Annotated in this window: 20 protein-coding genes and 1 pseudogene; 10 read left to right on the plus strand and 11 right to left on the minus strand. The window is 58.6% G+C overall.

Going from position 1 to position 22,449, the window contains the following annotated elements:
• A pseudogene (locus ACFORG_RS20465) lies at positions 1-321 on the plus strand (calcium-binding protein); the annotation flags it as partial.
• Between the two features lie 133 nt (positions 322-454).
• Here the strand turns inward: ACFORG_RS20465 and ACFORG_RS20470 are convergent.
• From ACFORG_RS20470 to ACFORG_RS20505, 8 genes are all read right to left on the minus strand, one after another.
• Positions 455-1,645 carry an acyl-CoA dehydrogenase family protein gene (locus ACFORG_RS20470; protein WP_386737428.1) on the minus strand — a complete coding sequence of 397 codons (1,191 nt, stop codon included), beginning with the start codon at positions 1,643-1,645 and terminating at the stop codon, positions 455-457.
• 81 nt (positions 1,646-1,726) lie between these two features.
• Positions 1,727-3,319, minus strand: coding sequence for a class I adenylate-forming enzyme family protein (locus ACFORG_RS20475; RefSeq protein ID WP_386737429.1), 1,593 nt, complete (start codon positions 3,317-3,319; stop codon positions 1,727-1,729).
• Positions 3,320-3,355: 36 nt separating this feature from the next.
• The gene (locus ACFORG_RS20480) at positions 3,356-4,123 is read right to left on the minus strand and encodes a FadR/GntR family transcriptional regulator (protein WP_386737431.1); all 768 of its coding nucleotides are present in this window, start codon (positions 4,121-4,123) and stop codon (positions 3,356-3,358) included.
• 72 nt (positions 4,124-4,195) lie between these two features.
• Entirely contained in the window at positions 4,196-4,876 is a 681-nt protein-coding gene (locus ACFORG_RS20485) for an ABC transporter ATP-binding protein (protein ID WP_386737432.1), read from the minus strand.
• Positions 4,873-5,625, minus strand: a complete 753-nt coding sequence (locus ACFORG_RS20490) for an ABC transporter ATP-binding protein (protein ID WP_386737433.1) — start codon at positions 5,623-5,625, stop codon at positions 4,873-4,875. The genes ACFORG_RS20485 and ACFORG_RS20490 overlap by 4 nt, the downstream gene beginning before the upstream one ends.
• Positions 5,622-6,560 (minus strand): branched-chain amino acid ABC transporter permease, encoded by a 939-nt coding sequence (locus tag ACFORG_RS20495; protein ID WP_386737434.1) that lies wholly within the window; start codon positions 6,558-6,560, stop codon positions 5,622-5,624. Before ACFORG_RS20495 ends, ACFORG_RS20490 begins: the two co-directional genes overlap by 4 nt.
• On the minus strand, positions 6,560-7,462 hold the full coding sequence (locus tag ACFORG_RS20500) for a branched-chain amino acid ABC transporter permease (RefSeq protein ID WP_386737435.1): 903 nt from the start codon (positions 7,460-7,462) through the stop codon (positions 6,560-6,562). Before ACFORG_RS20500 ends, ACFORG_RS20495 begins: the two co-directional genes overlap by 1 nt.
• Positions 7,463-7,541: 79 nt before the next feature.
• Entirely contained in the window at positions 7,542-8,864 is a 1,323-nt protein-coding gene (locus tag ACFORG_RS20505; protein ID WP_386737436.1) for an ABC transporter substrate-binding protein, read from the minus strand.
• A 313-nt stretch (positions 8,865-9,177) separates the two neighbouring features.
• Here ACFORG_RS20505 and ACFORG_RS20510 point away from each other — a divergent pair, with 313 nt between their 5' ends.
• The gene (locus tag ACFORG_RS20510) at positions 9,178-9,591 is read left to right on the plus strand and encodes a universal stress protein (RefSeq protein WP_386737437.1); all 414 of its coding nucleotides are present in this window, start codon (positions 9,178-9,180) and stop codon (positions 9,589-9,591) included.
• A 212-nt stretch (positions 9,592-9,803) separates the two neighbouring features.
• On the opposite strand, the gene ACFORG_RS20515 is transcribed toward ACFORG_RS20510, so the two are convergent.
• A complete protein-coding gene (locus tag ACFORG_RS20515; protein WP_386737438.1) occupies positions 9,804-11,411 on the minus strand; it encodes a BCCT family transporter in 1,608 nt (535 codons plus the stop codon).
• Between the two features lie 344 nt (positions 11,412-11,755).
• Entirely contained in the window at positions 11,756-14,020 is a 2,265-nt protein-coding gene (locus ACFORG_RS20520; RefSeq protein ID WP_386737439.1) for a DUF3604 domain-containing protein, read from the minus strand.
• Positions 14,021-14,364: 344 nt separating this feature from the next.
• Between ACFORG_RS20520 and ACFORG_RS20525 the strand changes: the two genes are divergently transcribed.
• The 8 genes from ACFORG_RS20525 to ACFORG_RS20560 are packed head-to-tail and all read left to right on the plus strand — an operon-like array spanning position 14,365 to position 21,825.
• Positions 14,365-15,093 carry a succinate dehydrogenase/fumarate reductase iron-sulfur subunit gene (locus ACFORG_RS20525; protein WP_386737440.1) on the plus strand — a complete coding sequence of 243 codons (729 nt, stop codon included), beginning with the start codon at positions 14,365-14,367 and terminating at the stop codon, positions 15,091-15,093.
• The gene (locus ACFORG_RS20530) at positions 15,093-15,431 is read left to right on the plus strand and encodes a succinate dehydrogenase (RefSeq protein WP_386737442.1); all 339 of its coding nucleotides are present in this window, start codon (positions 15,093-15,095) and stop codon (positions 15,429-15,431) included. The genes ACFORG_RS20525 and ACFORG_RS20530 overlap by 1 nt, the downstream gene beginning before the upstream one ends.
• Positions 15,428-15,769 (plus strand): succinate dehydrogenase, cytochrome b556 subunit, encoded by a 342-nt coding sequence (gene sdhC / locus ACFORG_RS20535; protein ID WP_386737443.1) that lies wholly within the window; start codon positions 15,428-15,430, stop codon positions 15,767-15,769. The genes ACFORG_RS20530 and sdhC overlap by 4 nt, the downstream gene beginning before the upstream one ends.
• 3 nt (positions 15,770-15,772) lie before the next feature.
• Entirely contained in the window at positions 15,773-17,536 is a 1,764-nt protein-coding gene (locus ACFORG_RS20540; protein ID WP_386737444.1) for an L-aspartate oxidase, read from the plus strand.
• Positions 17,533-18,489 (plus strand): fumarate hydratase, encoded by a 957-nt coding sequence (locus ACFORG_RS20545; RefSeq protein ID WP_386737445.1) that lies wholly within the window; start codon positions 17,533-17,535, stop codon positions 18,487-18,489. Before ACFORG_RS20540 ends, ACFORG_RS20545 begins: the two co-directional genes overlap by 4 nt.
• A complete protein-coding gene (locus ACFORG_RS20550; protein WP_386737446.1) occupies positions 18,486-19,151 on the plus strand; it encodes a fumarate hydratase C-terminal domain-containing protein in 666 nt (221 codons plus the stop codon). Before ACFORG_RS20545 ends, ACFORG_RS20550 begins: the two co-directional genes overlap by 4 nt.
• Positions 19,151-20,260: a molybdopterin-dependent oxidoreductase gene (locus tag ACFORG_RS20555; RefSeq protein WP_386737447.1), complete on the plus strand. Its 1,110-nt coding sequence runs from the start codon at positions 19,151-19,153 to the stop codon at positions 20,258-20,260. Before ACFORG_RS20550 ends, ACFORG_RS20555 begins: the two co-directional genes overlap by 1 nt.
• Positions 20,257-21,825, plus strand: coding sequence for a thiamine pyrophosphate-binding protein (locus tag ACFORG_RS20560; RefSeq protein ID WP_386737448.1), 1,569 nt, complete (start codon positions 20,257-20,259; stop codon positions 21,823-21,825). The genes ACFORG_RS20555 and ACFORG_RS20560 overlap by 4 nt, the downstream gene beginning before the upstream one ends.
• On the opposite strand, the gene ACFORG_RS20565 is transcribed toward ACFORG_RS20560, so the two are convergent.
• Positions 21,822-22,439, minus strand: a complete 618-nt coding sequence (locus tag ACFORG_RS20565) for a glutathione S-transferase family protein (RefSeq protein WP_386737449.1) — start codon at positions 22,437-22,439, stop codon at positions 21,822-21,824. The two genes, ACFORG_RS20560 and ACFORG_RS20565, sit on opposite strands and share 4 nt — an antisense overlap.
• Positions 22,440-22,449 lie beyond the last annotated feature (10 nt).

Raw genomic sequence — 22,449 nt, forward strand, 5'->3', positions numbered from 1 at the left:
TTCGGCCAGTGGGGGGACGACCGGCTTTTCGGTGGCAACAACGCCGATCGGCTGGATGGCGGCATCGGCAACGACACCATGACCGGGGGACTCGGCGCAGATGTTTTCGTCTTCAACACGGTGTTCAACACCGGAACCGATCTGATCACCGGCTGGGGCGACGGGTTTGACCGGATCGAGATCGCGGGGCCGGTGACGCAGGGCGGAACCACGATCACGAGCAACGCAAGTGGCACGCTGATCAGCTGGGCAGGCGGGTCGGCGCAGGTTGACCACGCCACACCGGGCATCGTGACATTTGCCGATATCGACTTCGTTTGAGCCTTTGATCGACAGGGATCGGCCCCGTCCGCATCAGTGTTCCGAGGCGACATGCCTGCCTTGCATGTTCGTCCGGTTAACGCAGAACCACGCCCCCCGCGGTCAGGGGCGTGGTCCGTTACGGTTCAGAAAGTCACGCGCCGTGCGCTGCTTTCCATTCGCGCTTGATCTTCTTGGCAAGGCTCCACTTGTGCACTTCCGTGGGGCCGTCGTAAATGCGGAAGGCCCGAATTTCACGAAAGACTTGTTCGACGATCGTGTCGGCCGTTACACCTTGACCGCCCATGCATTGCACACAGCGGTCCGCAACGCGCATCAATGCCTCGGAAACGGCAACCTTGGCCATCGAGCTTTCGGCTCCGCCGGGCGAGCCACTGTCAAGCACGTCGGCGCACCAGTAGATCATCAATTCCGCCTGTTTCAGATCCATCAGGTTCTCAGCCAGCATGAAGCCCACGCCTTCGTGGTCGATCAACTGTTTGCCGAAAGCCATTCGCCGATTGGCATAATCCGTGGCGATCTCGTGAGCGCGCACGCAGGCACCGAGCCAGCGCATGCAATGGCTCAGTCGTGCGGGCGCCAGACGGACCTGAGCGTATTTGAAACCTTCGCCGGAGTCTCCCAGCATTTGGCTCGCCGGTACGCGCAGATTGTCGATGGTGATGACGGCATGTCCACCGGGCATGGAACTGTCGATGGTGTCCATCACGCGTTCGATCCGGATTGCCGGGTCCGGCAGGTCGACGAGGAACATGCAGGCGCCATCGTCCGATTTGGCCATGATGATACCCATGCCAGCCCCATCTGCGCCGGTGATATAGGTCTTGCGCCCGTTGATCACCCAATGATTGCCATCCAGTTTGCAGGTTGTGAGCATCATTGAAGGATCGGATCCTGCGCCCCCGTCTTCCGCGGGTTCAGTCATAAAGAAAGCGGTGCGCATGCCGCCGTCGACCATTCGGGACAAGTAACGTTCCTTCAATTCGGGCGAGGCGACCTTACCCAACAGGAACATGTTGCCCTCGTCCGGTGCGCATGTGTGGCACGCAAGCGGCCCCAGCGGCGAAAGCCCCGACCGGATAAGAACCGCTGCTGTTTCTCGCTGTGTCAGGTGCCCGCCATCGTCGAGAATATGGGGCGTCATCACTCCGGCTTTACGCGCAAGTTCTTTCAACTCCATCGACAGATCCTCGGACGGGCCATGACCGCCAAGGCGGCTGTCGCGCTCGAAGGGAATTACTTCTTTTCTGACGAAAGCTTCGACCCTGTCGGCGATTGCAAGCGCCCGGTCAGATATTCCATCGCGTTGAAGCAGTTTACTCATTCGGGTTGGTCCAGTTCTTCTGTGCCGGATTATCTGTCCGGCGGGTTAGTTGTGTACGTCGTATTTCGGCGGGGTTCGTTCTCACCGGTCGATGAAGCCGAGGTCCTGCCTGATCTGGCGTTTCATGATCTTGCCGTTTGCATTGCGGGGCAGGGGTGTCTCGAGAAAGGTATAGCTTTCAGGGCATTGATAGTCGGCAAGTTCCGCTGCGCAGGTCGCGGTCAAGTCCGCCTCGTCCACCGCGTTGGGCGTCACCGACAAAACGGCATGGACACGTTCGCCCAAGATTTGGCAGGGCTTGGCGACAACAGCAGCCTCGATCACCCCGGGGCACGCGGCCAGCACACTTTCGACCTGTGCGCTGAAAATCTTGTGGCCACCCCGGTTCACCATGTCTTTCCTTCGATCATGAACGTAGACGAACCCATCCTCGTCGATCGTTCCGATATCGCCGGACTTCCAGAAACCGGCAGCGAATTCACGGGCATCGGCCTCGGGGTTGCGCCAGTATCCGGGTACCACCATCGCCCCCCTGATCCAAAGCTCTCCGATCTCGCCGGCCGGCAATTCGCGGCCGGTCTCGTCCATGATGCAGATCTCGGCCCCAGGCACGGGGCGCCCCACGGACAGTCGGCGCGCGGCAGTATGCTCCGCAGGCATAACCGTGGCTGGCGATGTCAATTCAGTTGCCCCATAGGCATTCATCAGCCCAAGTCCGGGCAGGGCTTCGGCCAGCTTCTCGATGGTTGCAGCAGGCATCGATGCTCCGCCATACCCTCCCACACGCCATTCTGAGAGGTCATAGTCACTCAGTTCGGTCTGATGCAGGCAGAGATTGTACATCGCGGGTACCATGAGCGAGCAGGTCATTCGTTCGCGTGCGGCGCATTCGAGGAATCTGGCAGCCTTGAATTCCCGCATTATCACGATGGTGCCACCGGCGCGGACAAGTGTATGTATCCCCGCCACCAGACCCGTGACATGGTTCATCGGGACGACGACAATCGTCCTGTCCTTGGACCCAAGGCCCATCGTGACAACGAAATTGGTGGCTGAATGAACGATACCCAAACCGGTCAGCGTTGCGCCCTTGGGAACACCAGTCGTACCGGAAGTGAAGAGGATCGTGGCGACTTCATCCTCGTTGACCTGCTTCGGAACCGTCAGCGGGGATGACTGACGCAATTCCTCGTAGTCGGAAAACCCTTCGGCTTCACCGACCGAGATGCTTCGTTTCCGAGCGGGCGTTTCGCCTGACGGGGGCACAAGGTGAGCAAACTCAGCGTCGACCACCAGTGCAACCGCCTCGGACGCCACCAAAGCGTGCCTGATACCGGGCATCTGGTCCCTTACGCTCAGGGGGACAGTGATTGCGCCAATCCGTGCAGCGGCGTAAAGTAGCACGACGAATGGAATGCCATTCCCAAGCAGCATTGCCAGCCTGTCACCCTTTTGTACGCCCTGCGCGCTCAGCCCTGCTGCAACGCGCCCGACCTCGGCGTCGAATTGGGCATATGTCAGGCGAACATCACCGCAAATCAGCGCCTCGTTATCAGGGTGCTTCGCGACGGCCTCCTCAAGTAGACCGTGCAGACTGCGCGGCCTCTCGGCATAGCAGGCGACCACCCGGTCGCCATAGTGCAACTCGCGCCGCAACGACGGCTCATCGGTCATGATTCAATTTCCACTTCTGCGCATTTACTTGGTCTGTCATTTCTGCGTCTTCCTTTTGTTCATCAGCCGTGTCGCAGCGGCGGCGATGGGCTTGTCGAGGGGTAGGCCGGCCTGGACATACCCCCGTTTGAAATCAGCGATATGCCGCGCCATCCAATCGCGTGCGGTTGCGCCATCACGCGCGCGGATCGCCTCGATCACGTGATGATGCGCAACCAACTGCCGCGCCATTGCTTGCGGGAGTTCAGGGATCAGCGCTTCGGTACCGCTGTAAAGCAGGAAGCCGATCGGCTCGCGCGCCATCTGCAGAACGCGGTTCTTGCTGGCGGCCGCTACGCTGGAGTGAAACTCGGTGTCGATTTCCACCGTCTCCGTTCCATTGCCTTCGGCCGCCATGAGCTGCGTGTGGATCCGGTCCAGATCGGCTATATCGTCTGCATCGGCGTGGCGCGCCGCCAACTCGGCAGCCAGCGGTTCGGTCGCGATAGCGACGTTCCAAAGTTCATCGAAGGTAACGTCCAACATGCTGAGCGCCCGGCTTTGGCGGGAAGACAACTCTTCCATGCGCGGAATACTCACGATCATCTTGCGCGGCGATATCCGTCGCACGAAACCTTCACTTTCGAGGCGACGAATACCTTCCCGGACGGTCGACCGGTTGACATTGAACATGTTGGCCATCTTGATTTCACCGGGCAACCGGTCACCCGGTTTCAGTGAGCCGTCGATGATCTGGGCCTCAATCTCGCTCGATACCTGCTCGTAGGCATGTTTTACGCGCAGGGGGGTCGCTTTGAATGGCATGGGCAATCTACTTCTTTCCGGGCCGATCCGAGCGATGTGTCGTGGTCATGGTCCGAGCAAGGATGGAAATCTTCATGTGGCTCCGGCCAATGCATGATCGATCACGTTGACCTTGATAATTTCGCCTCGCTCGATCACGGACTCGCGTTGCAGCAGGTCAAGCGAATGGCTCAACTCTGACTGCGCAATCAGCACGGACAGCCCTTCTTCCTTCAATGATGCGATGACCTCGGAGATACGCTTGGCCAAAGCAGGCGCCACTCCCTCGAAGGGCTCATCAAGCAGCAGAAGCTTTTGCCCGGCGATCAAGGCCCGTCCAAGCGCTACCATCTTCTGTTGCCCTCCGGACAACAGTAGCGCCTTGCGCGAGGCCATCTCGGTCAGTTCGGGCATCAGATCATAAACGAAGCCGAGGCCCGTCGCCGCGTCGATGTCCTTGTTGACCCAGGCCGGCAGCAGCATGTTTTCTTCGACCGTGAGATCGGGAACGAGGCGGCGGTCCTCCGGCATGTAACCGAAGCCCAGCAGCGCCCGCTGGCGCGGCGGCATGTTCGAGATATCTTCGCCGTTCCAAAGAACCTTGCCAGCGGAAAGAGTCGCCAGCCCTGTTATGGTGCGCAATACTGTGGTCTTTCCAGCACCGTTGCGACCGACGAGACCCATACGCTCGCCTGTCCCGACTTCAAGGCTCACTCCGCGCAAGATCGGCGCGGCTTGAATTTTGACTTCGACATTTTCGAGTTTGAGTGTCATCCGGGCGCCCCTGTCACGTAACGTTGCACTTCGGGGTCCGACAGCACTTCGTCCGGTGCATCGTCTGCGATAACTCTGCCGTCATAAAAGGCCAGAACCCGTTCCGAATAGCGGGTCACGATATCCATGTCGTGCTCGACAAAGATGACGGTCACACCGGTCGAGCGTAGGGCTTCCATCACGAGATCCATGATCGGGAATTTCTCGTCCGCAGCCACGCCCGAGGTGGGCTCGTCCAACAGCATGATCTGAGTGTCTCCAGCCATCGCCATTGCAATGTCGAGCAGCTTCTTGACCCCACCTGACAGCTCCGGGATCAGCCGGTTTCGGTGTTCTGCGATGTTGAATCGTTCCAGCGTTTCCATTGCCCGGTCGCGGGCTTTGCGATCGTGGGCCTTTCGTAGGAATGATGGCCCCTTCTCGGCGTGGATCGCGTCAGCGACCAGAATGTTTTCTTCGACCGTAAGCTCGTTGCAAAGCTGTGCGATCTGGAAGGAGCGGTGAATACCCAGACGCGTTATCTCTCGCGGGGACATGCCGATGATGCTTCGACCACCGAAATTGATCTGGCCCGCGTCCGGCCTGATATAGCCCGTCACCATGTTGACGAAGGTAGTTTTACCTGCGCCGTTGGTGCCGATCAGCGAATACACTGCGCCCTCTGGAACGGTGACGGAGATATCTTTGGCGGCTGTGACCGCCCCAAAGGTTTTCTGGACGTCGCGAACTTCGAGAGAACCCCTGCTCATGCCTCACGACCTTTCCGTCGTCCGACAAGCGATCCCAGGCCGTTGGGCAGGACGATGATCACCACGAGCAGGAAGATCCCGAGAGCCAATTGCCAGGTGTTCGGGAAGTAGAGATTCGAAAACGACCGTACGAGTTCGAGGATGATAGCCGCGACAAAGACCGCTGGCACAGATAGATATCCGGCCAGAATGGCAACGAAAACGAACTCGCCCGACGTCGTCCAGAAGGCGAATTCCGGATCTACGTGGCCAAGCGCCAGCGCCGCGATCGTTCCGCCTATCCCTCCGAGAACCGCACCAAAGACGTAGTTGTAGGTCATGATGTTGCGCACCGAAGCCCCGAGGTATTCGATCCTCAGTTCGTTGTCGCGCGTGGCAAGCGTCAGCAACCCACGCTCGCTGTCGAAGTAAACGCGCATCAGGGTTCCGGCGATGACGACAATCACAACGACGTAAAGGTAAAGTGCCGTCTGCAATGGACGCCCCTCTGGTGCCCAACCCAGGAATGTCGGGGCGGCAATGTTCAGACCGTCTGTCCCGCCGATGAAACTCATCTTGGATAGTGAGCCATAGAGAACCATCGACAGAGCCAGGGACAGCATCGCAAAGAATATGCCGCGATAGTTGGATAGCAGAGGTCCAAAGGCCATACCCACCAAAAGGCAAACCAAAGCGCTCAGCAGTGTCAGCAAAAAGATGTCCGATATGCCGAACTGATTGGCGACCAGTGTGGCTGTGTAGGCTCCGAGGCAGTAGTACAGGCCTTGTCCAAAGGAAACGACGCCGCCCCTCATCATGCCCACGATGCCCAGGCACACCAGTCCTTTGGCCAACGCCATTGCGCATAAGAACATCGCCCAGTCGGGTAGCACGACTGCCCCTGCAGCTAGGATGGCAAGTGCGATGAGTGAACTGGCAAGCAGTTTCGTTGGCATCAGATCTTCCTCGCCTGGGTTTTTGCAAACAGACCCTCGGGTCGAAACAGCAGGACGATGGCCATCACGAAGTAGATAATGAAAAGCTCGGCCTCCGGCAGAAGATGAACAGAAGCCGCCCGGCTGACGCCCACCAACAGCGCCCCGATGGCTGCTCCGGGCACAGAGCCCAAACCCCCGATGATGACCACGGCAAAGGCCACGATGATCACGTTAACGCCCAACCCGGGCGTGACCGAAATCATGGGAGCGGTCAGTGCTCCGCCCAGTGCCGCAAGAAATGCACCCGCCGTGAAAGCCCCGAGATAGATCCGCTGGACATTGACGCCCATGGTCTGGCTCATCTCGGAGTCGTGGATCACCGCCAGTACGATCTTGCCAATCTGCGTATGATTGAGTGTCAGCCAAACCGCGAGGCCTACGATGATTGCGGCGGCGATGACGGCGAAGTCATAGCCCACGTAGAAGAGTGGACCGATCTCGACATCGCCCAATAGCGTGTAGGGCTCGTAGACGAAATAGGGGTTCACGCCCCAGATCAGTTTCATGACGTCTTCGAGAATGAGGAAAACGGCATAGGTTACCAGGACGTTCAAAACCTCGTCTCGGCCGTAGAAGAATCGCAAAAGGCCCCGTTCCAACAAAGGACCCAGCACCAACGCTACAAGGAGCGCAGCGAGGATCAGCGCGGCATAGCTGCCGAAGGGAAAAACCTCACCGCCCGAGGCAAAATAAACTCCGACGAGAGACGCCGAGGCATATGCACCGATCGCGTAAAGGCTGCCATGCGCAATGTTCAAGATGTTGAGCACGCCAAAGACGAGCGTCAGGCCGACGGAGACGATGAACAGCCACCCGGCGTAAATCAGTCCATCGACAAGGATGGTTGCCGCAAGATCCATGGATCAGGTGCCTCTGAGTTTTCGTGACGGGAATTTAGCCCGCCGCCGTACTGCGGCGGGCTTTTTCAGTTGCAAGCGATCAGTCGCACTGTGCGCCGGGGAAACCCTGCGCGATCCACTCCTGCGACTTCATGCCGTCTGGCGGGTTCACGCAGCGGGCGTCGTAATATTCAACATCCACCAACTCCATCTTGCCAGTCTCTGCATTCCACTTGGTGGTACCGATGGCGTTCGGCTGAATTGCCTGATGTCCATCGGCAAGGGCCATTTCGATCCGCCCAGATGGCGCGTCCCATGACAGGCCTTTCATGGCTGCCGCCAATTCCTCGCTCGTCGGTTTCGTTCCGCCGTTCTCGGCCATTGCCTTTTCTATCGCTGTCTTCAGGCCGAAAAGCGCCTGCCACATGCGGAAGGGCGCCTGAACCGGGAAGGTATCGTATTCCGCCTCGTAGGCTTGCCACATGGTATCGGTCAGTTCCTGCAACTCGCCGCCGCGCGCGTAAGCTGCGAGCCCGTTGACGCCGCGGGCGCCGAGGAAGATGCCGTCAGGCATCTTGTCCTGAAGCTGCGGGATCACGTGGTCGCCAGCCGCCAATGCAAGCTGCGCACGTTCGTGCAGGCCACGGGCTGTCGACTGGATCAAGAAACCCTGAAGATCGCCACCCCAGTTCGAGGAATGCACCAGCGCCGGCTTCTCGCGTAGCAGCGCTGAGATTTCAGTGCCGTACTGGCCCGCGCCGAATTTCGGGAAGAGTGCTGTCTTGACCTCGGCATCAGGGTAGAGTTGCTTCATCGAAGCTGTGAAATCGGCCCAGCTGTCCTGGCCCCAGGCGTAATCCTGATTGAGGCCGGCAAAACTCGGAACGTCGAAATTTCGCGACTTCAGGTAACGCGCTAGGCTGACATTATCCATCGTGGCATGAGCCGCGGTGCGAAAGACATATTCATAGCTTCCATCCTCGAATACGCGCGGCGTGCCGCAGTCATAAAGGATGGTGAAAGCCTTGAGTTCATCCGCGACAGGGGGGATGGCGAGGCAGTCGCCCGAAGACACGTAGCCAACGACCGCATCGACTTCTTCGCGCTGTACCAGATTTCGGAACTCCTGGACTTGTTTGGTGGCACCGCCTGCCTCATCAACGACGACGACTTCGATGTTCATACCGCCAAAGCCCTTCTGATCGTAGGGCGCAGGCAGTTTGCCACCTTCGTTCAGCATGTCGACCAGCAGCTTGCCGCCATTCCATGCAGGCACCCCAAAGCTTTCCGCCGCCTGACCGGACAGGAAAGTGATCACGCCGATCTTGAAGGTGTCATCCTGTGCCGATGCAGCGCCGGAAAATCCTGCCGCCAATGTCATGGCAGTCAGCGCGCCACCAATTCTGGATTTGATCGTCTTCATGGTTTCCTCCCTGAAACACCATAGGACCGGCCAGTTTTCGCGGGCAGACGCGGCAACCTCCTCCTCCGGTGCTTGGCAGCTACCAGATACCGCCGCCATCACTCCCCAAGATGGCTCAATTAGTGTCCTATTGTTGGACACTGTTGCCAGATTGACTTTGGGTCAACCCGGTATTTGGATTTGAGCGGAAAAAATCACGACAGCCGATCGCATCGGATGCCATAGCCTGTGGGGAGCCCTCCTCGCGCCATTGCAGTGGCGAGGAAGGCAAAACCGACATAGACTGTTGTTCCGTATCGAAAGGTGGCCAGGGATGCCCAACGACACAGAACTGATCCTTTGCCCGGTCAATCTTCGTCACGCCAAGCTTGACCGCAGCGCGTACAACGAAGCCGTCTCAATGGCGAAACGTCGTGACGCAAAACTCCTCGTGGCAACCGTTGCGCCAGAGATGGAGCGCAACCTGAATATTCGCGACTCCGTGGGCTATTGGACACAGAAACTGGACGCATTCGTCGCGACCTATCGACCTGACGGCTTGGACGTTGAAACCTGTGTTCGGACAGGCGCCGTACATCGCCAGATCGTCAAACTGGCAGAAGAGCGCGGTGCGGACGTGATCGTGATGGAGTCGGCCAATCCCAGAATCCAGGACTATCTTCTGGGAACCACGGCCAGCCACGTCGTGACGCATGCCAAGTGTTCGGTGTTTGTCGTGCGCGGATAGCAAATTCTTGGAAATGGCCGCGGCTGCAACAGATGCAGTACCTTGTCGGTTCTAAGCACTGACCTACAGCATTGCCGGTATTCACCAACCTGCAAGGGGGGTGATCGAATCCTGATGGTTGGCTGGCAATGATGCTGGTTTGCAGTTTCGCCAAGCAGGAAACAATGTCGGCTCCAACACTCCACTGGGCGGGATTGGAGCCGACGAAGGGCTTAGATCTTTCGATACTCGGATCTCAGCGCCAGCCAGAGGCAGTAGCACATTATCAGGATCACGAGGGTAAACGGGATCCCCATGGATACTGCCGCCCCCTGAAGGGCGTTCAGGCCGCCTCCCAAAAGCAGGGCGATTGCCACCAGCCCTTCCAACGTGCACCACCATACCCGCTGGACAACAGGGGCATCCAGTTTGCCACCAGCCGTGATCGTGTCGATCACGAGCGATCCAGAGTCGGACGAAGTCACGAAGAAGATCACGATCAGGACAAGTGAGATCGGCGCTATGATGGAGTATAGTGGAAGCTCCTTCAGGAAACCGAACAGGGCACCTTCAGGGGCGTAGCTGTCGATCACCGTCGCCTTCACGCCTTCCGCGCCGCCGGCGTTGAGCATGTCGATCGCCGCGCCGCCGAAGGTGGACATCCACAGAGCACAGACAGCTGTGGGCGCGATCAAGGCGCAGAGCACGAATTCCCGTACCGTTCTGCCCCGGGAGATGCGCGCAATGAACATGCCGACAAAGGGCGACCATGCGATCCACCAAGCCCAGTAAAACGTTGTCCAGCCATGGAAGAAACTGGTGTCTTCGCGTCCAAACGGATTTGAGAGCGCCGGCAGCAGTTTAACGTAGTCGACCATCACCGAGAAGTACCGCGCAATGGCCGTTGCGGCGCCTGTCATGATTATCACGAACAGGAAAAGTCCGACTGCCATGATCATGTTGATCTCGGACAGTCTTTTCACGCCTGCGTCCATTCCCAGAAGAACCGAGCCGAGTGCGATGATCGTGATACCGACAATGATGGCGACAGTCAGGGTAGGGGAGGGCGCAATGCCGAACACTTCGTTCAGGCCGGCAGCAACCTGTTGCGCGCCCAGGCCAAGCGACGTGGTCAAGCCGAAAAGCGTGGCAAAAACCGCCAGTGTATCGATGACATGCCCCCAGAACCCCCAGACTCGTTCGCCCAGCAAGGGAAAGAAGGCGGAACGCAGTGTAAGCGGCAGGTTGAGATTGTAGGCAAAGATGGCAAGCGAGAGGCCTACAGCCGCGTAGACTGCCCAACCCTCGAGGCCCCAGTGATGTATGGTCCCGACGATGCCGATGTACTCGTTTCCGGGTTGCGCGATGTCCATATTGAGAGGCCGCGCGCCTCCGTCTTCGGCAAAGTTGTAGTAGACCGGTTCGAGGACTCCGAAAAATAGCAGGCCGATACCGATGCCCGCTGCGAACATCATCGCGATCCAACCCGCATAAGAGTAGTCAGGAGTCGCATCTTTGCCGCCTATGCGGACCTTCCCAACGGGCAAAACGATGAGTGCGAGGCAAAACAGCGTTATGGCGTTGACCGACAATACAAGGAACCAGTCGAAGGTGCTGGTCAACCATGGGCGCAACCACCCGAAAAAGCTTGCCGCCGCTTCTTGATTGGCCAACGCTACAATGACGAAGCCAAGGATCAGGATGCCCGAGATCACAAAGACAGGATTGTGAATGTCCAACCCCAACGGTCGGATGTTGTCTTGTCCTATTTCGTATTCTGTCTCGAAGTCCCACACTCGGGGATCTGGATCGAGCATCTTTTTTGCATTTGTATCTGTCATGTCTCCTCCCGTAGTTCGCTATTTTAGTTGTTCTTGTGGAAAAGCTTCGCACAGCGCCCGGGCTTGCGTCCAACCTAAAGACTCCATTTCGTGCGGCCGAGAACCTACGATACGCTCTGGATCGGATGCTCCAAGGGGCTTTCGGCATATGGCAGAGACGCAGAAACACCATGCAGGCACCAAGTCCCGGGTTGGTTTGCGCTGCTTGGAGCAGTGGGGCCCGACCGGGGCATTCTCTACCTTCGGCGTGTCGATGAACTCATCTCCCGGTCACAGATCCGGTAAAACCGCTGAGTCAAAAAGGCCCAACGAAACCTGAGTAAAACATCGGCGCGAAGTGAGAATTAGCGAGTAACATAAATCGGGCTGGACCATGCGACGAAGCCGTCCTCGGTCACGACCCGGACCCAAATCGGATTGTCCCGGCCTGGATTCAACTGAAGGGTAAGGTCCTCTTGTAAGTTACGGCGATCCATTATTCTGGGTAGTCGGAAGAGGCGCAACTTACGGTCGAGGCCACCCGCTTCGATGATCGTGTCGTCGCCGGTGATCCGCGAGAGTTCAAGGCTTGATGAGACGAGATCCGTTTTGATGGATACAGTGCCTTCATCGCGGTCCAGCCATATGTCGCAGCCGCCAAAGTTTCCTGTTGTCACCGCGTCAAAGGCGATGCTTCGCTCGCTGACGATTTCGAATTCACGCTCCAGATTCCACGAGTTGATCTTGGCCATCTCTCGAATGCGGGCTTGATCGAAGCTGATTTTTCCGCGCCAGCGCGTCGTTCTTCCGCGACCCCGGTACTCGGCCCCTTGCCACACTACCCGCAGTCTTCCGTCCGGTTCGGCGTCATGGGGACGCAGCGTCCGGACTATTGCAGCGCCGTTCAGGATATCGACGCGTTCGATCGGTGAGGGCGCTTCGACCAGAACCGAAAGATCGAGATGATCGCCAGTCGTTCGAACGATGTCTCCCATCTGCGCGGTTTCCGATGGCACGGGTTCGTTCATTTCAAGCCTCGGATCGATGGCGAACACGCCGCCGCACTTGCCGAGATGTGCCGTAACTTCGAGATGCAGGCGGCACCCGGTCGTTCCGTAATGGTGCCGCCGGCGCAAAGAGCCAAAGACGTCTTCGCGGGTCAGGTTATCGGCGAGAAAGCAGGTCAGGCCGCTATAGGCGCCGAACTCCGACGCGCCTGGATAGCAGGCCCCCGGTGCGCCCTTGTGGCCATCGCTGTTGCAGACAAGGCCGACACGGTATCCAAGCTCAAACGCGTCAGTCATAATCCATTCGAACGTTCCCCAATCCGAATGAACTTCGACCGCAGTGCGCAACCGGGCGTCTTCTGCGCGCGAAATATCCGCAGGACGGCCGCCTACATGGGCAAAGAGAACGCAATCCTCGTCCTTAAGCGCGGCGAAAAGCTCGGGAAGCGTGTTTGCATCGGTGTCTATGTCCGATCGATCCTCAAGCAACGCGTGAGACGAGCGCCGGATCTGCCGACCTTCACTCGCAAAGAACACGTTATGATCGCCGCCGACCGGCGTATTGCCGGACCATTCATAGCCGGGAAAGACGACAAACGAGCCGTTCTGATTGAACTCTGCAGTCAACTCGTTGATCTGTTGCCAGAAGGCGTTCGTGAGTTGGAAGTCGTTCGCCTGGTGGGATGTGACATCAAGGAATGCAACGTCGCGTGCGAATTGCAGGTAGTCCCGCATGGGATTTATTCCGACGGTTTCGCCACTTTGCCCATGCAGGTCCCCCCAAAAAGATCTGGGGCCGGATGAGCGGACGACGAGGGGATTGGATACGGCCAAAACCGCGCCTTCAACATCCTGCAATGTGAGGCGATACGTTCCTTCTGCCTCTGCCCGCAAACCATCGACGCGGGCCGCCCGTGCGCCCGGTTCTAACGCAACGGATTGCGGAAGGCCCGTGATCCCGGCACCTGTTACCTGCAGGTGCGAAGGTGTTTGGTCGGACGCATTGCCCCACGCATCCTCGCCGCGAATCCCCAGGCTGAAGCTGTCGCCCGCGTGACGCAAGGTCGGCGCGGTGAGCACCCATTTCGTTACAGGTCCCGGTCCGATTTCGATTGCATGCGAGGATACAGGAAGAAACACACCCGTTGCACAGACATCGGCAAGCACGCGAAACTCAAAGGCCGCTTCGCAGAACGTCTGAAGTTGGAAACCGGGAGATCCCAGACTGCGATCCCCCAGAATGACGGTGATCGTGTCCCCGGGGCTCATGTATCCGCGCTTCACGGTAACTCGAATGCCATTGTACCAAGGGCGCTGATGGGGGAATGGCTCGGCGTGCAGATAGAGGTCAACGCCATTGGATGCCGTAGCCGTGACGTAGTTCATCGCGCCGGGATCAGTGAACTGGACGCCGCCGCCGTCACTTGTCCAACGGCCCACGATCTTGATAGCGCCGGTATCGTCGAGGCCAAATTCGCCTACCGTGTACACCAAGGTGAAAGATTGGAACGATCTGACCGGAAACCGTCCCAAGGGCGAAAAACGTGTCGAGCCGTAATCGGCATCGTCGGGGCCGGGCTGCGCCTTGGGCCAGATATCTCCCATGAGATCGTCCGGTATCATCGCACCACTATCCTCCGCGAGGTGTTTGCGCAGACCACATCCCTGTTCAAACTTGGCCAAGGTCACAATGCAAGGAAAAAGGCGAAATGAAACCGATAGCCGTTCATTGCTCTGCTGGTGGCTGTCCGGATGGGCACAAGCAGGTTCGCTCATTTCCTTGATGGGCATCTTGGTGATCGGCGCCTGTCCGTGCTTGAAGCGAAGCCGGCTGTGTTCCGAGTTGTGGCGTGTCCGGTGAATCGATTTTCTGAAATTTTTTCTTACGAAAGATTCAAAAAATTATTCCTTTTTGTTAGGGTTTCTGCAGGTTATCCTCTGTCAGTGTTTTTCTTGAGGGAGCAGACGTGTCCGATCCAAGCAACTCGCTGACCGTATCCGTGCATAGGAGCGGTGGCGCGGGCCACCATTTTGAGGAGTTCATCGTTCCGGCCTATGAAAGCCAGACCGTGCTGGATGTTGTCTCATGGATTCAGCAGAATGCGGATGCCACCCTTAGCTATCGCTTCGCTTGCCGCGTCGGGATGTGCGGCAGTTGCGCGATGATGGTCAATGGTGTGCCACGTTGGACTTGTCGGACCAATGTGAGCAAAGTGATCAATCAGGGCCGTCTTACGATAGCGCCTTTAAGAAACCTGCCAGTGATAAAGGATCTTGCGGTAGACATGGACCCTTTCTTTGACAAATGGGTCGAAGCTGAAGGGTATCATCATCCTGGGCGCAACCGCAGCGAGCCCATCGCGGAAATCGATCCTGAGAGCGATGAGCGCCAGGTCGCAAATGCCGGGATCGAGTGTATCAACTGTTCGGTCTGTTATGCGGCTTGCGACACAGTTACCGGAAACCCAGAGTATCTTGGTCCTGCTGCACTTCAGCGTGCCTGGACCCTTCTCAACGATGCAAGAGATAGCGAGCGGTCGCGCATTCTGGACGCAGTCAGCGGAGTAGGTGGGTGTCATAATTGCCATTCCATGGGCAGCTGTACAGCCTATTGCCCCAATGAGCTGGACCCCATGTCCGCTATTGCGGGCCTGAAACGGGAAACGGTTCGTGGCTTCTTTCGGAGGCGCGGGTGATGCTTGATCTGCGGCTGTACATGCTTCAACGCCTTTCGGCTCTTGTCATGGCGCCGTTTGTCTTGGTGCATATCGGCGTCATTATCTATGCCATCGATGGTGGCCTGTCGGCCGCTGAGATACTAGGGCGGACACAAGGGTCTCTGGGCTGGTTCCTGTTCTACGGCACCTTTGTCCTGGCTGCCGGTTTGCACGGCGCTATCGGGCTTAGGGTGATCCTCCATGAGTGGGCGGGCCTCAGGGGCGCGGCTCTCTCAGTTGTCTCTTGGGGCATCGGCACCTGTCTTATTGCGCTGGGCGGTCGGGCTGTTTTCGCAGTGACATGGTGGGCGGTATGAGGCGTCCAGCGCGATCCCATCCACTTTGGCTGGCCTTTGTGCTGCATCGTCTTTCCGGGCTCGCACTGGCCTTGTTCCTGCCGGTCCATTTCTGGATGCTGTCGCTCGCACTTACGGATCCGGTGCGCCTTGATGCCTTCCTGACCTTCGCCGAAATGCCGGTGGTCAAGATTGCCGAGTTCGGTCTCGTGTTCCTGCTGGCCATTCATTTCTTCGGCGGAGTACGTCTGCTTGCTCTCGAGTGGCTGCCTTGGTCCGGGCCAAGGAAAACGGCGGCAGCGGCTGCAGTTGCGACGTCGTTTCTTGTCTCCGCCATGTTCTTGTTAAGGGCGATCTGACCGATGATCTCACCGCGCGATATTGACAGGCACGATACGGACATTCTGATCCTAGGGACGGGTGGCGCGGGGCTGTTTGCGGCTCTGCATGCACAACAGACTGCACCGCAAGGCACACGCATCACCATTGCAGTAAAGGGATTGATCGGTAAGTGTGGCTGCACCCGGATGGTGCAGGGCGGGTACAACGTTGCGCTTGGTGGCGGCGACAGCGTCGAGCGGCATTTCATGGACACGATCCAGGGCGGCAAGTGGTTGCCCAATCAGGACATGGCGTGGCGTCTTTGCGAACTGGCGGTCGAGCGCATTCGCGAGCTTGAAAACGAGATCGGGTGTTTCTTCGACCGCAATCCCGACGGAAGCCTGCACCAAAAGGCCTTTGCAGGCCAAACCGCCGACCGGACAGTGCACAAGGGCGACCTAACTGGCATCGAGATCATCAACCGCCTCATGGAGCAGGTGCTTGCCCGCCCGATAGAGAAATTGCAGGAACACCGTGCAATTGGCCTGATCCCGTCGCGCGACGGCACCTCGCTCGCTGGTGTCCTGATGATCGACATGCGCACCGGACGGTTCCGTTTCGTCAGGGCCAAGACCGTTTTGATGGCCACTGGCGGCGGACCGACGATGTACCGCTATCACACCCCTTCTGGCGACAAGACGATGGACGGTCTTGCGATGGCGTTGCGCGCGGGCCTTCCCCTGCGGGATATGGAGATGGTCCAGTTCCATCCCACAGGCCTATTGGCTGGCGAGCATACACGGATGACGGGAACGGTTCTCGAAGAAGGGTTGCGCGGTGCGGGTGGGCACCTTCTCAACCATACCGGCCACAGGTTCATGTACGATTACGACGAAAAGGGCGAACGGGCGACGCGCGACGTCGTCAGCCGCAGCATCTATTCCGAGATGCGCAAGAACAACGATCCCGACCAGGAGGGCGTATTCATCTCTATGGGTCACCTTGGACCGGAACACGTGCGTCACAAGTTCAAGGGTATGGTGAAGCGTTGTGCGGATTGCGGCTTCGATTTGGCTGGCGGGCGCGTCGAGGTTGTTCCGACGGCGCACTACTTCATGGGTGGGGTCGTCGTCGATGTCGATACGCGTACCGCGCTCGAAGGCCTTTATGTGGCCGGCGAAGATGCGGGTGGAGCGCACGGTTCGAACCGGCTGGGCGGTAACGGCGTGGCAAACTCGACTGTCTACGGCGGGGTTGCTGGCGAAACCATGGGACGCGACATCAGCGCAATGACTGCTCTTCGCGAACCGGACGAGGCGATCCTCGAAGCCGAGATCGCGCGCGCTTGTCATCCGCTTACCCGTCCAGCGGCTCTGGTGCAGCCGCTCCGCAAGGAGCTTCAGAACGCAATGTGGGATCATGTCGGCGTAATGCGGACCGAAGCAGGTCTCCGTGAGGGACTGGGCCGCATATCGGAGATTTCCGACGACCTGATGGATATCGGGGTGGCCCCTGAGAACCTCGCATTCAACTTGACCTGGCACGATTGGCTGAACCTCCGTTCGCTTTGCGACGTGTCAGAGTTGATCGCCCGGGCGGCGCTTGCCCGAGACAACTCGCGCGGGGCGCATTATCGTGAGGATTTTCCCGATTCAGGCCCGCTTGAGGACAGTTACTTCACGGTTGTACGGCAAAACGGCGACGATCTGAGCGTGACCCGCGAAGCGGTTGATTTCTCCATTGTAAGACCGGGGGAAACCGTTCTGCCGGACGACGAACCCGAAACACTGGTGCCAGCTCAATGATACCTTTATCTCTTGTCAAAACCACGGCCCTGACCTTGATGGACAAGGCCGCAATCGAGATACCGGAGGACTATCTCGACGGCTTGAAACAAGCTGCCGAGACGGAAGATGGTGATCTTTCCTCGTTTGTTCTCAAGGCTATGCTCGAAAATTACGAAGCGGCCAAAGAAGACAGGCGCGCCATGTGCGGCGACACGGGCGTTCCGCGCTGGTTCGTGAAACTGGGCAACGACGCAAAGGTCGAGGGCGGGATGTGTGCCCTCGAGACAGAGTTGCGCCGTGCGACGGCCGAAGCGACAGACAGTGTGCCCCTTCGACCCAACCGCGTTCATCCGCTGTGGCGAACCGACCACAACAACAATGTCGGTATCAATGCGCCCGAGATTGAGTATGCCTTTGAGCCAGAAGGCGACTGGATCGACTTGATTACCGTTCACAAGGGGGGGCTTTTCGGGACGGACTACCGAATGCTCTTCCCGTCTGATGGCATACAGGGGATAAAGCGGTTCTACCTCGACAGTCTTATGGCCTTTGGAAAGCGCGGCCTTGCGTGTCAGCCGGCAATCATCGGCATCGGGCTGGGTGGATCGAAAGATGTTTGCATGACACTCGGTAAGCGCGCCTCCACCCTGCGTGTTGTCGGTTCACGCAATTCCGACCCACGCATCGCCGAGATGGAGGACGAATTCAAGGAACTGGGAAATTCGATCGGTATGGGGGCCATGGGATTTGTCGGCAAAAACATGGTGATCGATTGCAATATCGAGGTGGGCTACTGTCATACCGGTGGAATGCCGATGTCCGTTCATGCCTTCTGCCTGTCGTCCCGTCGCGCGGTTGCTCGGCTTTTCCCGGATGGTCGCGTCGAATACCGGACCGACCCCGATTGGTTCACACCCTACCAGCGGCGCGAGACGGTTGACTGGACCCCCGCTAGGGAGGCCGCGGAATGAAACCCAGAGAGGTCCGCCTTTCCACAACCCCGTCCGCCGAGGATATCGCCAAGCTGCGTCTTGGAGATATCGTGTATCTCGATGGTCTGATGTACACCGCCCGCGAAGGTGTCTACATGCGCGCGCTCGAAGAGCGGGCCAACATTCCCATGGAATTGCCCCGCGATAGTGCGGCCAACTTCCACTGTTCGCCCGCCGCGACGATCCGCTCGGATGGGTCTTTCGATATGGGAGCCGTGACGGCGACCGCCTCGTTTCGGTTTGCCAAATGGCTGCCCGAGTGGATCGAGAAAACCGGCGCGAAGCTCATTATCGGAAAAGGTGGCATGAGCTCGAAAGACTACCGGGAGTACTTCGTTCCAAACGGGGCAATCTATCTCTCGACGGTTGGCTACGGCACTGGTGCGCTGCTAGGGCGGGGTGTCGAAAACGTCGAGGCCGTGCACTGGAACCAGGAACTTGGTCTTGCTCAGGCCATGTGGGTGATCCGGTGCAACAGGATGGGACCTTTCATCGTGGCCTCGAACCTTGAAGGAGAGTGCCTGTTCGAGCGTGAGAACGCAAAGATCGCCGGCAATATCGAACGGCTATACGAGGGAACGAAACCTGCGGTTCTGCGCCGATATGGCGAGACCGACGACCGCAGCGACGAGGTTATCTGATGTCGACAACCAGAGAGATATTCGAGCAGCACCCGGGCAAACCCTCTACCGTGGACGGGCTTTACTCCGAGCACGAGGTACGGCTGGCAAACCGAAATGCGGGCGCGATTCTCGAGCTTTTGCGTCACGACGTGACGCCCACAGGTGCACATTACTTGCTGACCCATTTCGACGTGCCAATGCTCGACCCTGCACGACACAAGGTCAGTTTTGGCGAGGGGTTTGAACGCTCCTTCGATCTCGGGCTTGAAGAGCTTCGCCAACTGCCGCAGGTCACCGTTCCGGTTACCTTGGAATGTGCCGGAAACGGGCGTGCAGGGGTTTCGCCCCGCAATCATTCCATGCCGTGGACCGAAGGTGGGGTCGGCACGTCCGAGTGGACGGGTACGCCGCTCGCGCCACTTATCGACAGGGCCCGGCCTGCTGATGGAACGGTCGACATTGTGTTCACAGGAGCTGATGAAGGTTTCGACAGCGGCACGCGCCATTTCTATGGGCGCAGCTTGTCGCGTGACCGGATAGCGGAATTGGGTGTGTTGCTCGTGCACGAAATGAATGGAGCGCCGCTGTTGCCACAGCACGGCGCCCCAATGCGCCTGATCGTGCCGGGGTGGTACGGCATGGCATCGGTGAAATGGATTTCCACGATAGAGGCTATTCCAACCGCCTATCAAGGACTCCAGCAAGCCAAGAACTATCGCTATCGCAATCATCCGGACGATCCAGGCGAACCTGTCGAAGAAATCCGAGTGAAATCATTGATGGTTCCGCCAGGCATACCGGATTGGACCACGCGGTCCCGCTACGTCGAACACGGCAGATACGAAATTGTCGGTCGGGCCTGGGCTGGGCGAAGGCCGGTGGCGAAGGTCGAGTTCGGGATCGGGGAGGAGTGGATCGAAGCGATGCTGTCCCCGGCCACAGTCCCGTCCGCCTGGGCTAAATGGTCGGTCACGTGGGACGCGAAGCCAGGCGAGCACATCCTGCGGTGCCGAGCCACTGACACCGATGGCAATACACAGCCCGTGGATCCACGTTGGGACGCCGCTGGTTTCGGAAACAACGCGGTTCAGCAGGTCCGGGTATTTGTCAGTGCAGGTACATCGTGAGGGGCGCTGACGTTCTCGTGAGAACGCTGGAGCAAGCGGGTACGGAGATCATCTTCGCTCTCAGTGGAAATCAGATCATGCCAGTTTTCGACGCATGTCTCGATTCATCTGTGCGGATTGTTCACACGCGCCATGAGGCCGCAACAGGGTTCATGGCCGAGGGGTATGCCCAAAGCCGCGGAACCTTGGGGGTCGCCCTTGTCACCGCAGGGGCAGGGCTTGGCAACGCCATATCGCCGCTCATGACTGCTCGGGCCTCGCAGACACCGCTCTTGTTGTTGTCGGGAGACAGCCCGGTTCGCTTGGACGGCCAGGGAGCTTTTCAGGAGATGGACCAGGTGGGTTTGACCGCCTCGGTTACAAAGCTGTCGCGCAGGGTGACCGATCCAAACATGATCGAAGCTGAGTTGCAGACCGCAATCGAGGTCGCCACCTCCGGGCAGCCCGGTCCCGTTCATCTGTCATTGCCAGCGGATGTTCTGGAAGCTTCTAGCGCTGCACCCCTTGCATCGGACAGCGCCATTTCGAAGGCTATGCCGGACCTTGCCGAGATATCGGCCAATTTGAGCAAAGCGGAAAAGCCGCTTGTCCTGCTGGGTCCCGAGCTTACCCCATCCCGCGTCGCCTTGGACTTCGCAAGGCTGGGTGTTCCGGCAATTCCTATGGAGAGCCCAAGAGGCGCGAATGACCCGAGCTTGGGGCGGGTTGGCGCTGCATGGGCGGAGGCGGACTTCGTGCTCGCGCTGGGCAAACCGGTGGATTTCTCGCTGCGCCACGGCAGGGCGGAAACCTGGAAAAACGCGCGGTGGATCACGGTCCACGGGGATCCACTCGAAGTTGCGCGGGCAGAACGTTGCCTGAGTGACCGGCTGATCGTGGCGGTCGAGGGCCCTCCTCGCCGTGTCGCCGAGGCCCTTGTCAGATCTGTCGACGCTCGGTCGTTGCCGCATGACTGGGCAGATCGCGTCGCGGGTCTTTGTGATATCAAACCCTCGGCGCCGCTGATGACCGATGGTCGTCTCACCTCCGCTGGCCTGTGCGAAGCTGTTTCCCGATTTGTCAGTTCCGCAAGGGACCCGATTTTCATAAGTGACGGTGGAGAAATCGGGCAATGGGCTCAGGCGCTGGTCCGGTCGTCGCGTCGGGTCGTCAATGGCGTTTCAGGCGCTATCGGCGGGGGTGTATGCTACGCGATAGGTGCAAAAGCGGCCTCGCCTGCTTCGGATGTGATTGCAGTCATGGGAGACGGAACAGCCGGGTTCCACCTGATGGAGTTCGAGACTGCGGTTCGAGAGGACATTCCCTTTGTTGCCGTGATCGGGAACGATAGGCGATGGAACGCCGAGCATGAGCTTCAACGCCGGAGTTTCGGCGCTGACAGGACGCATGGGTGCATGCTGTCGGGTGCGCGATATGACCAGGCCGTCGCGTCGTTAGGCGGCTACGGTGCGCACGTTACACGCACTGACGAACTGTCCGATGCTTTACAGGACGCCTTGACATCAGGGCGACCAGCTTGTGTGAACGTTGAAATTCAGGGGCTGCCAGCCCCGGTAATGGACTAGATGCCGTGCTGTGATAGCGCGGCCATGGTTCCGTCCCGCGCAAGCATCGACTTACGATGTGCGTTGAGCTTCGGAAATTCGGCGATATCCAAATCCGCTTGCTTCATCCAGCGATGTAACAGGAAGAGATATGGGTCGGATATCGAATAGGTGTCGCCGAGGGCCCATCGACCGGTCAGATACTGCGTCTCGACGAGCGTTGCGCACTCGCGCAGGTTATCGGCAACCTTTGCCTTCATGCCTTCGATGACCGCGGGGTCGTCCGACCAGCGTTGCCCACGACCCTTGTGGGCGAATGCGACATGCGCTGTCGAACAGATATAGGCGTTTAGTTCCTGAATTCGGGCGCGGCTGTAAAGGTCAGTTGGTAGCAGCTCGGCCTCTGGAAAAGCTTCCCCGATGTACCAGAGAATGGCCGGGTTTTCGGTAATGATACCATCAGGCGTCAACAGGGCAGGGACGCGCCCCTTTGGGTTCACGGCAAGGAATTCCGTCGTAAGGTGAGCGCCTTGCGGGATGGACCGCTCATCTGCTTTGTAATCGGCACCGATCTCTTCCAACAGGATATGCGGGGCCAGCGCGGAGGAGCCTTTGGAAAAATAGAGCGTGAACATTTAGGTTGCC

This window comes from Lutimaribacter marinistellae (assembly GCF_042648365.1).
Taxonomy (GTDB): domain Bacteria; phylum Pseudomonadota; class Alphaproteobacteria; order Rhodobacterales; family Rhodobacteraceae; genus Lutimaribacter_A; species Lutimaribacter_A marinistellae.

Excerpts from the sequence above, each read along its gene's own strand:
- ACFORG_RS20515 (WP_386737438.1), bottom strand. The coding sequence starts at position 11,411 with ATGACAGATACAAATGCAAAAAAGATGCTCGATCCAGATCCCCGAGTG.
- ACFORG_RS20510 (WP_386737437.1), top strand. The coding sequence starts at position 9,178 with ATGCCCAACGACACAGAACTGATCCTTTGCCCGGTCAATCTTCGTCAC.
- ACFORG_RS20555 (WP_386737447.1), top strand. The coding sequence starts at position 19,151 with ATGTCGACAACCAGAGAGATATTCGAGCAGCACCCGGGCAAACCCTCT.
- ACFORG_RS20480 (WP_386737431.1), bottom strand. The coding sequence starts at position 4,123 with ATGCCATTCAAAGCGACCCCCCTGCGCGTAAAACATGCCTACGAGCAG.
- ACFORG_RS20500 (WP_386737435.1), bottom strand. The coding sequence starts at position 7,462 with ATGGATCTTGCGGCAACCATCCTTGTCGATGGACTGATTTACGCCGGG.
- ACFORG_RS20475 (WP_386737429.1), bottom strand. The coding sequence starts at position 3,319 with ATGACCGATGAGCCGTCGTTGCGGCGCGAGTTGCACTATGGCGACCGG.
- ACFORG_RS20545 (WP_386737445.1), top strand. The coding sequence starts at position 17,533 with ATGATACCTTTATCTCTTGTCAAAACCACGGCCCTGACCTTGATGGAC.
- ACFORG_RS20485 (WP_386737432.1), bottom strand. The coding sequence starts at position 4,876 with ATGACACTCAAACTCGAAAATGTCGAAGTCAAAATTCAAGCCGCGCCG.
- ACFORG_RS20530 (WP_386737442.1), top strand. The coding sequence starts at position 15,093 with ATGCTTGATCTGCGGCTGTACATGCTTCAACGCCTTTCGGCTCTTGTC.
- ACFORG_RS20470 (WP_386737428.1), bottom strand. The coding sequence starts at position 1,645 with ATGAGTAAACTGCTTCAACGCGATGGAATATCTGACCGGGCGCTTGCA.
- ACFORG_RS20550 (WP_386737446.1), top strand. The coding sequence starts at position 18,486 with ATGAAACCCAGAGAGGTCCGCCTTTCCACAACCCCGTCCGCCGAGGAT.
- ACFORG_RS20520 (WP_386737439.1), bottom strand. The coding sequence starts at position 14,020 with ATGATACCGGACGATCTCATGGGAGATATCTGGCCCAAGGCGCAGCCC.
- ACFORG_RS20495 (WP_386737434.1), bottom strand. The coding sequence starts at position 6,560 with ATGCCAACGAAACTGCTTGCCAGTTCACTCATCGCACTTGCCATCCTA.
- sdhC (WP_386737443.1), top strand. The coding sequence starts at position 15,428 with ATGAGGCGTCCAGCGCGATCCCATCCACTTTGGCTGGCCTTTGTGCTG.
- ACFORG_RS20565 (WP_386737449.1), bottom strand. The coding sequence starts at position 22,439 with ATGTTCACGCTCTATTTTTCCAAAGGCTCCTCCGCGCTGGCCCCGCAT.
- ACFORG_RS20505 (WP_386737436.1), bottom strand. The coding sequence starts at position 8,864 with ATGAAGACGATCAAATCCAGAATTGGTGGCGCGCTGACTGCCATGACA.
- ACFORG_RS20540 (WP_386737444.1), top strand. The coding sequence starts at position 15,773 with ATGATCTCACCGCGCGATATTGACAGGCACGATACGGACATTCTGATC.
- ACFORG_RS20490 (WP_386737433.1), bottom strand. The coding sequence starts at position 5,625 with ATGAGCAGGGGTTCTCTCGAAGTTCGCGACGTCCAGAAAACCTTTGGG.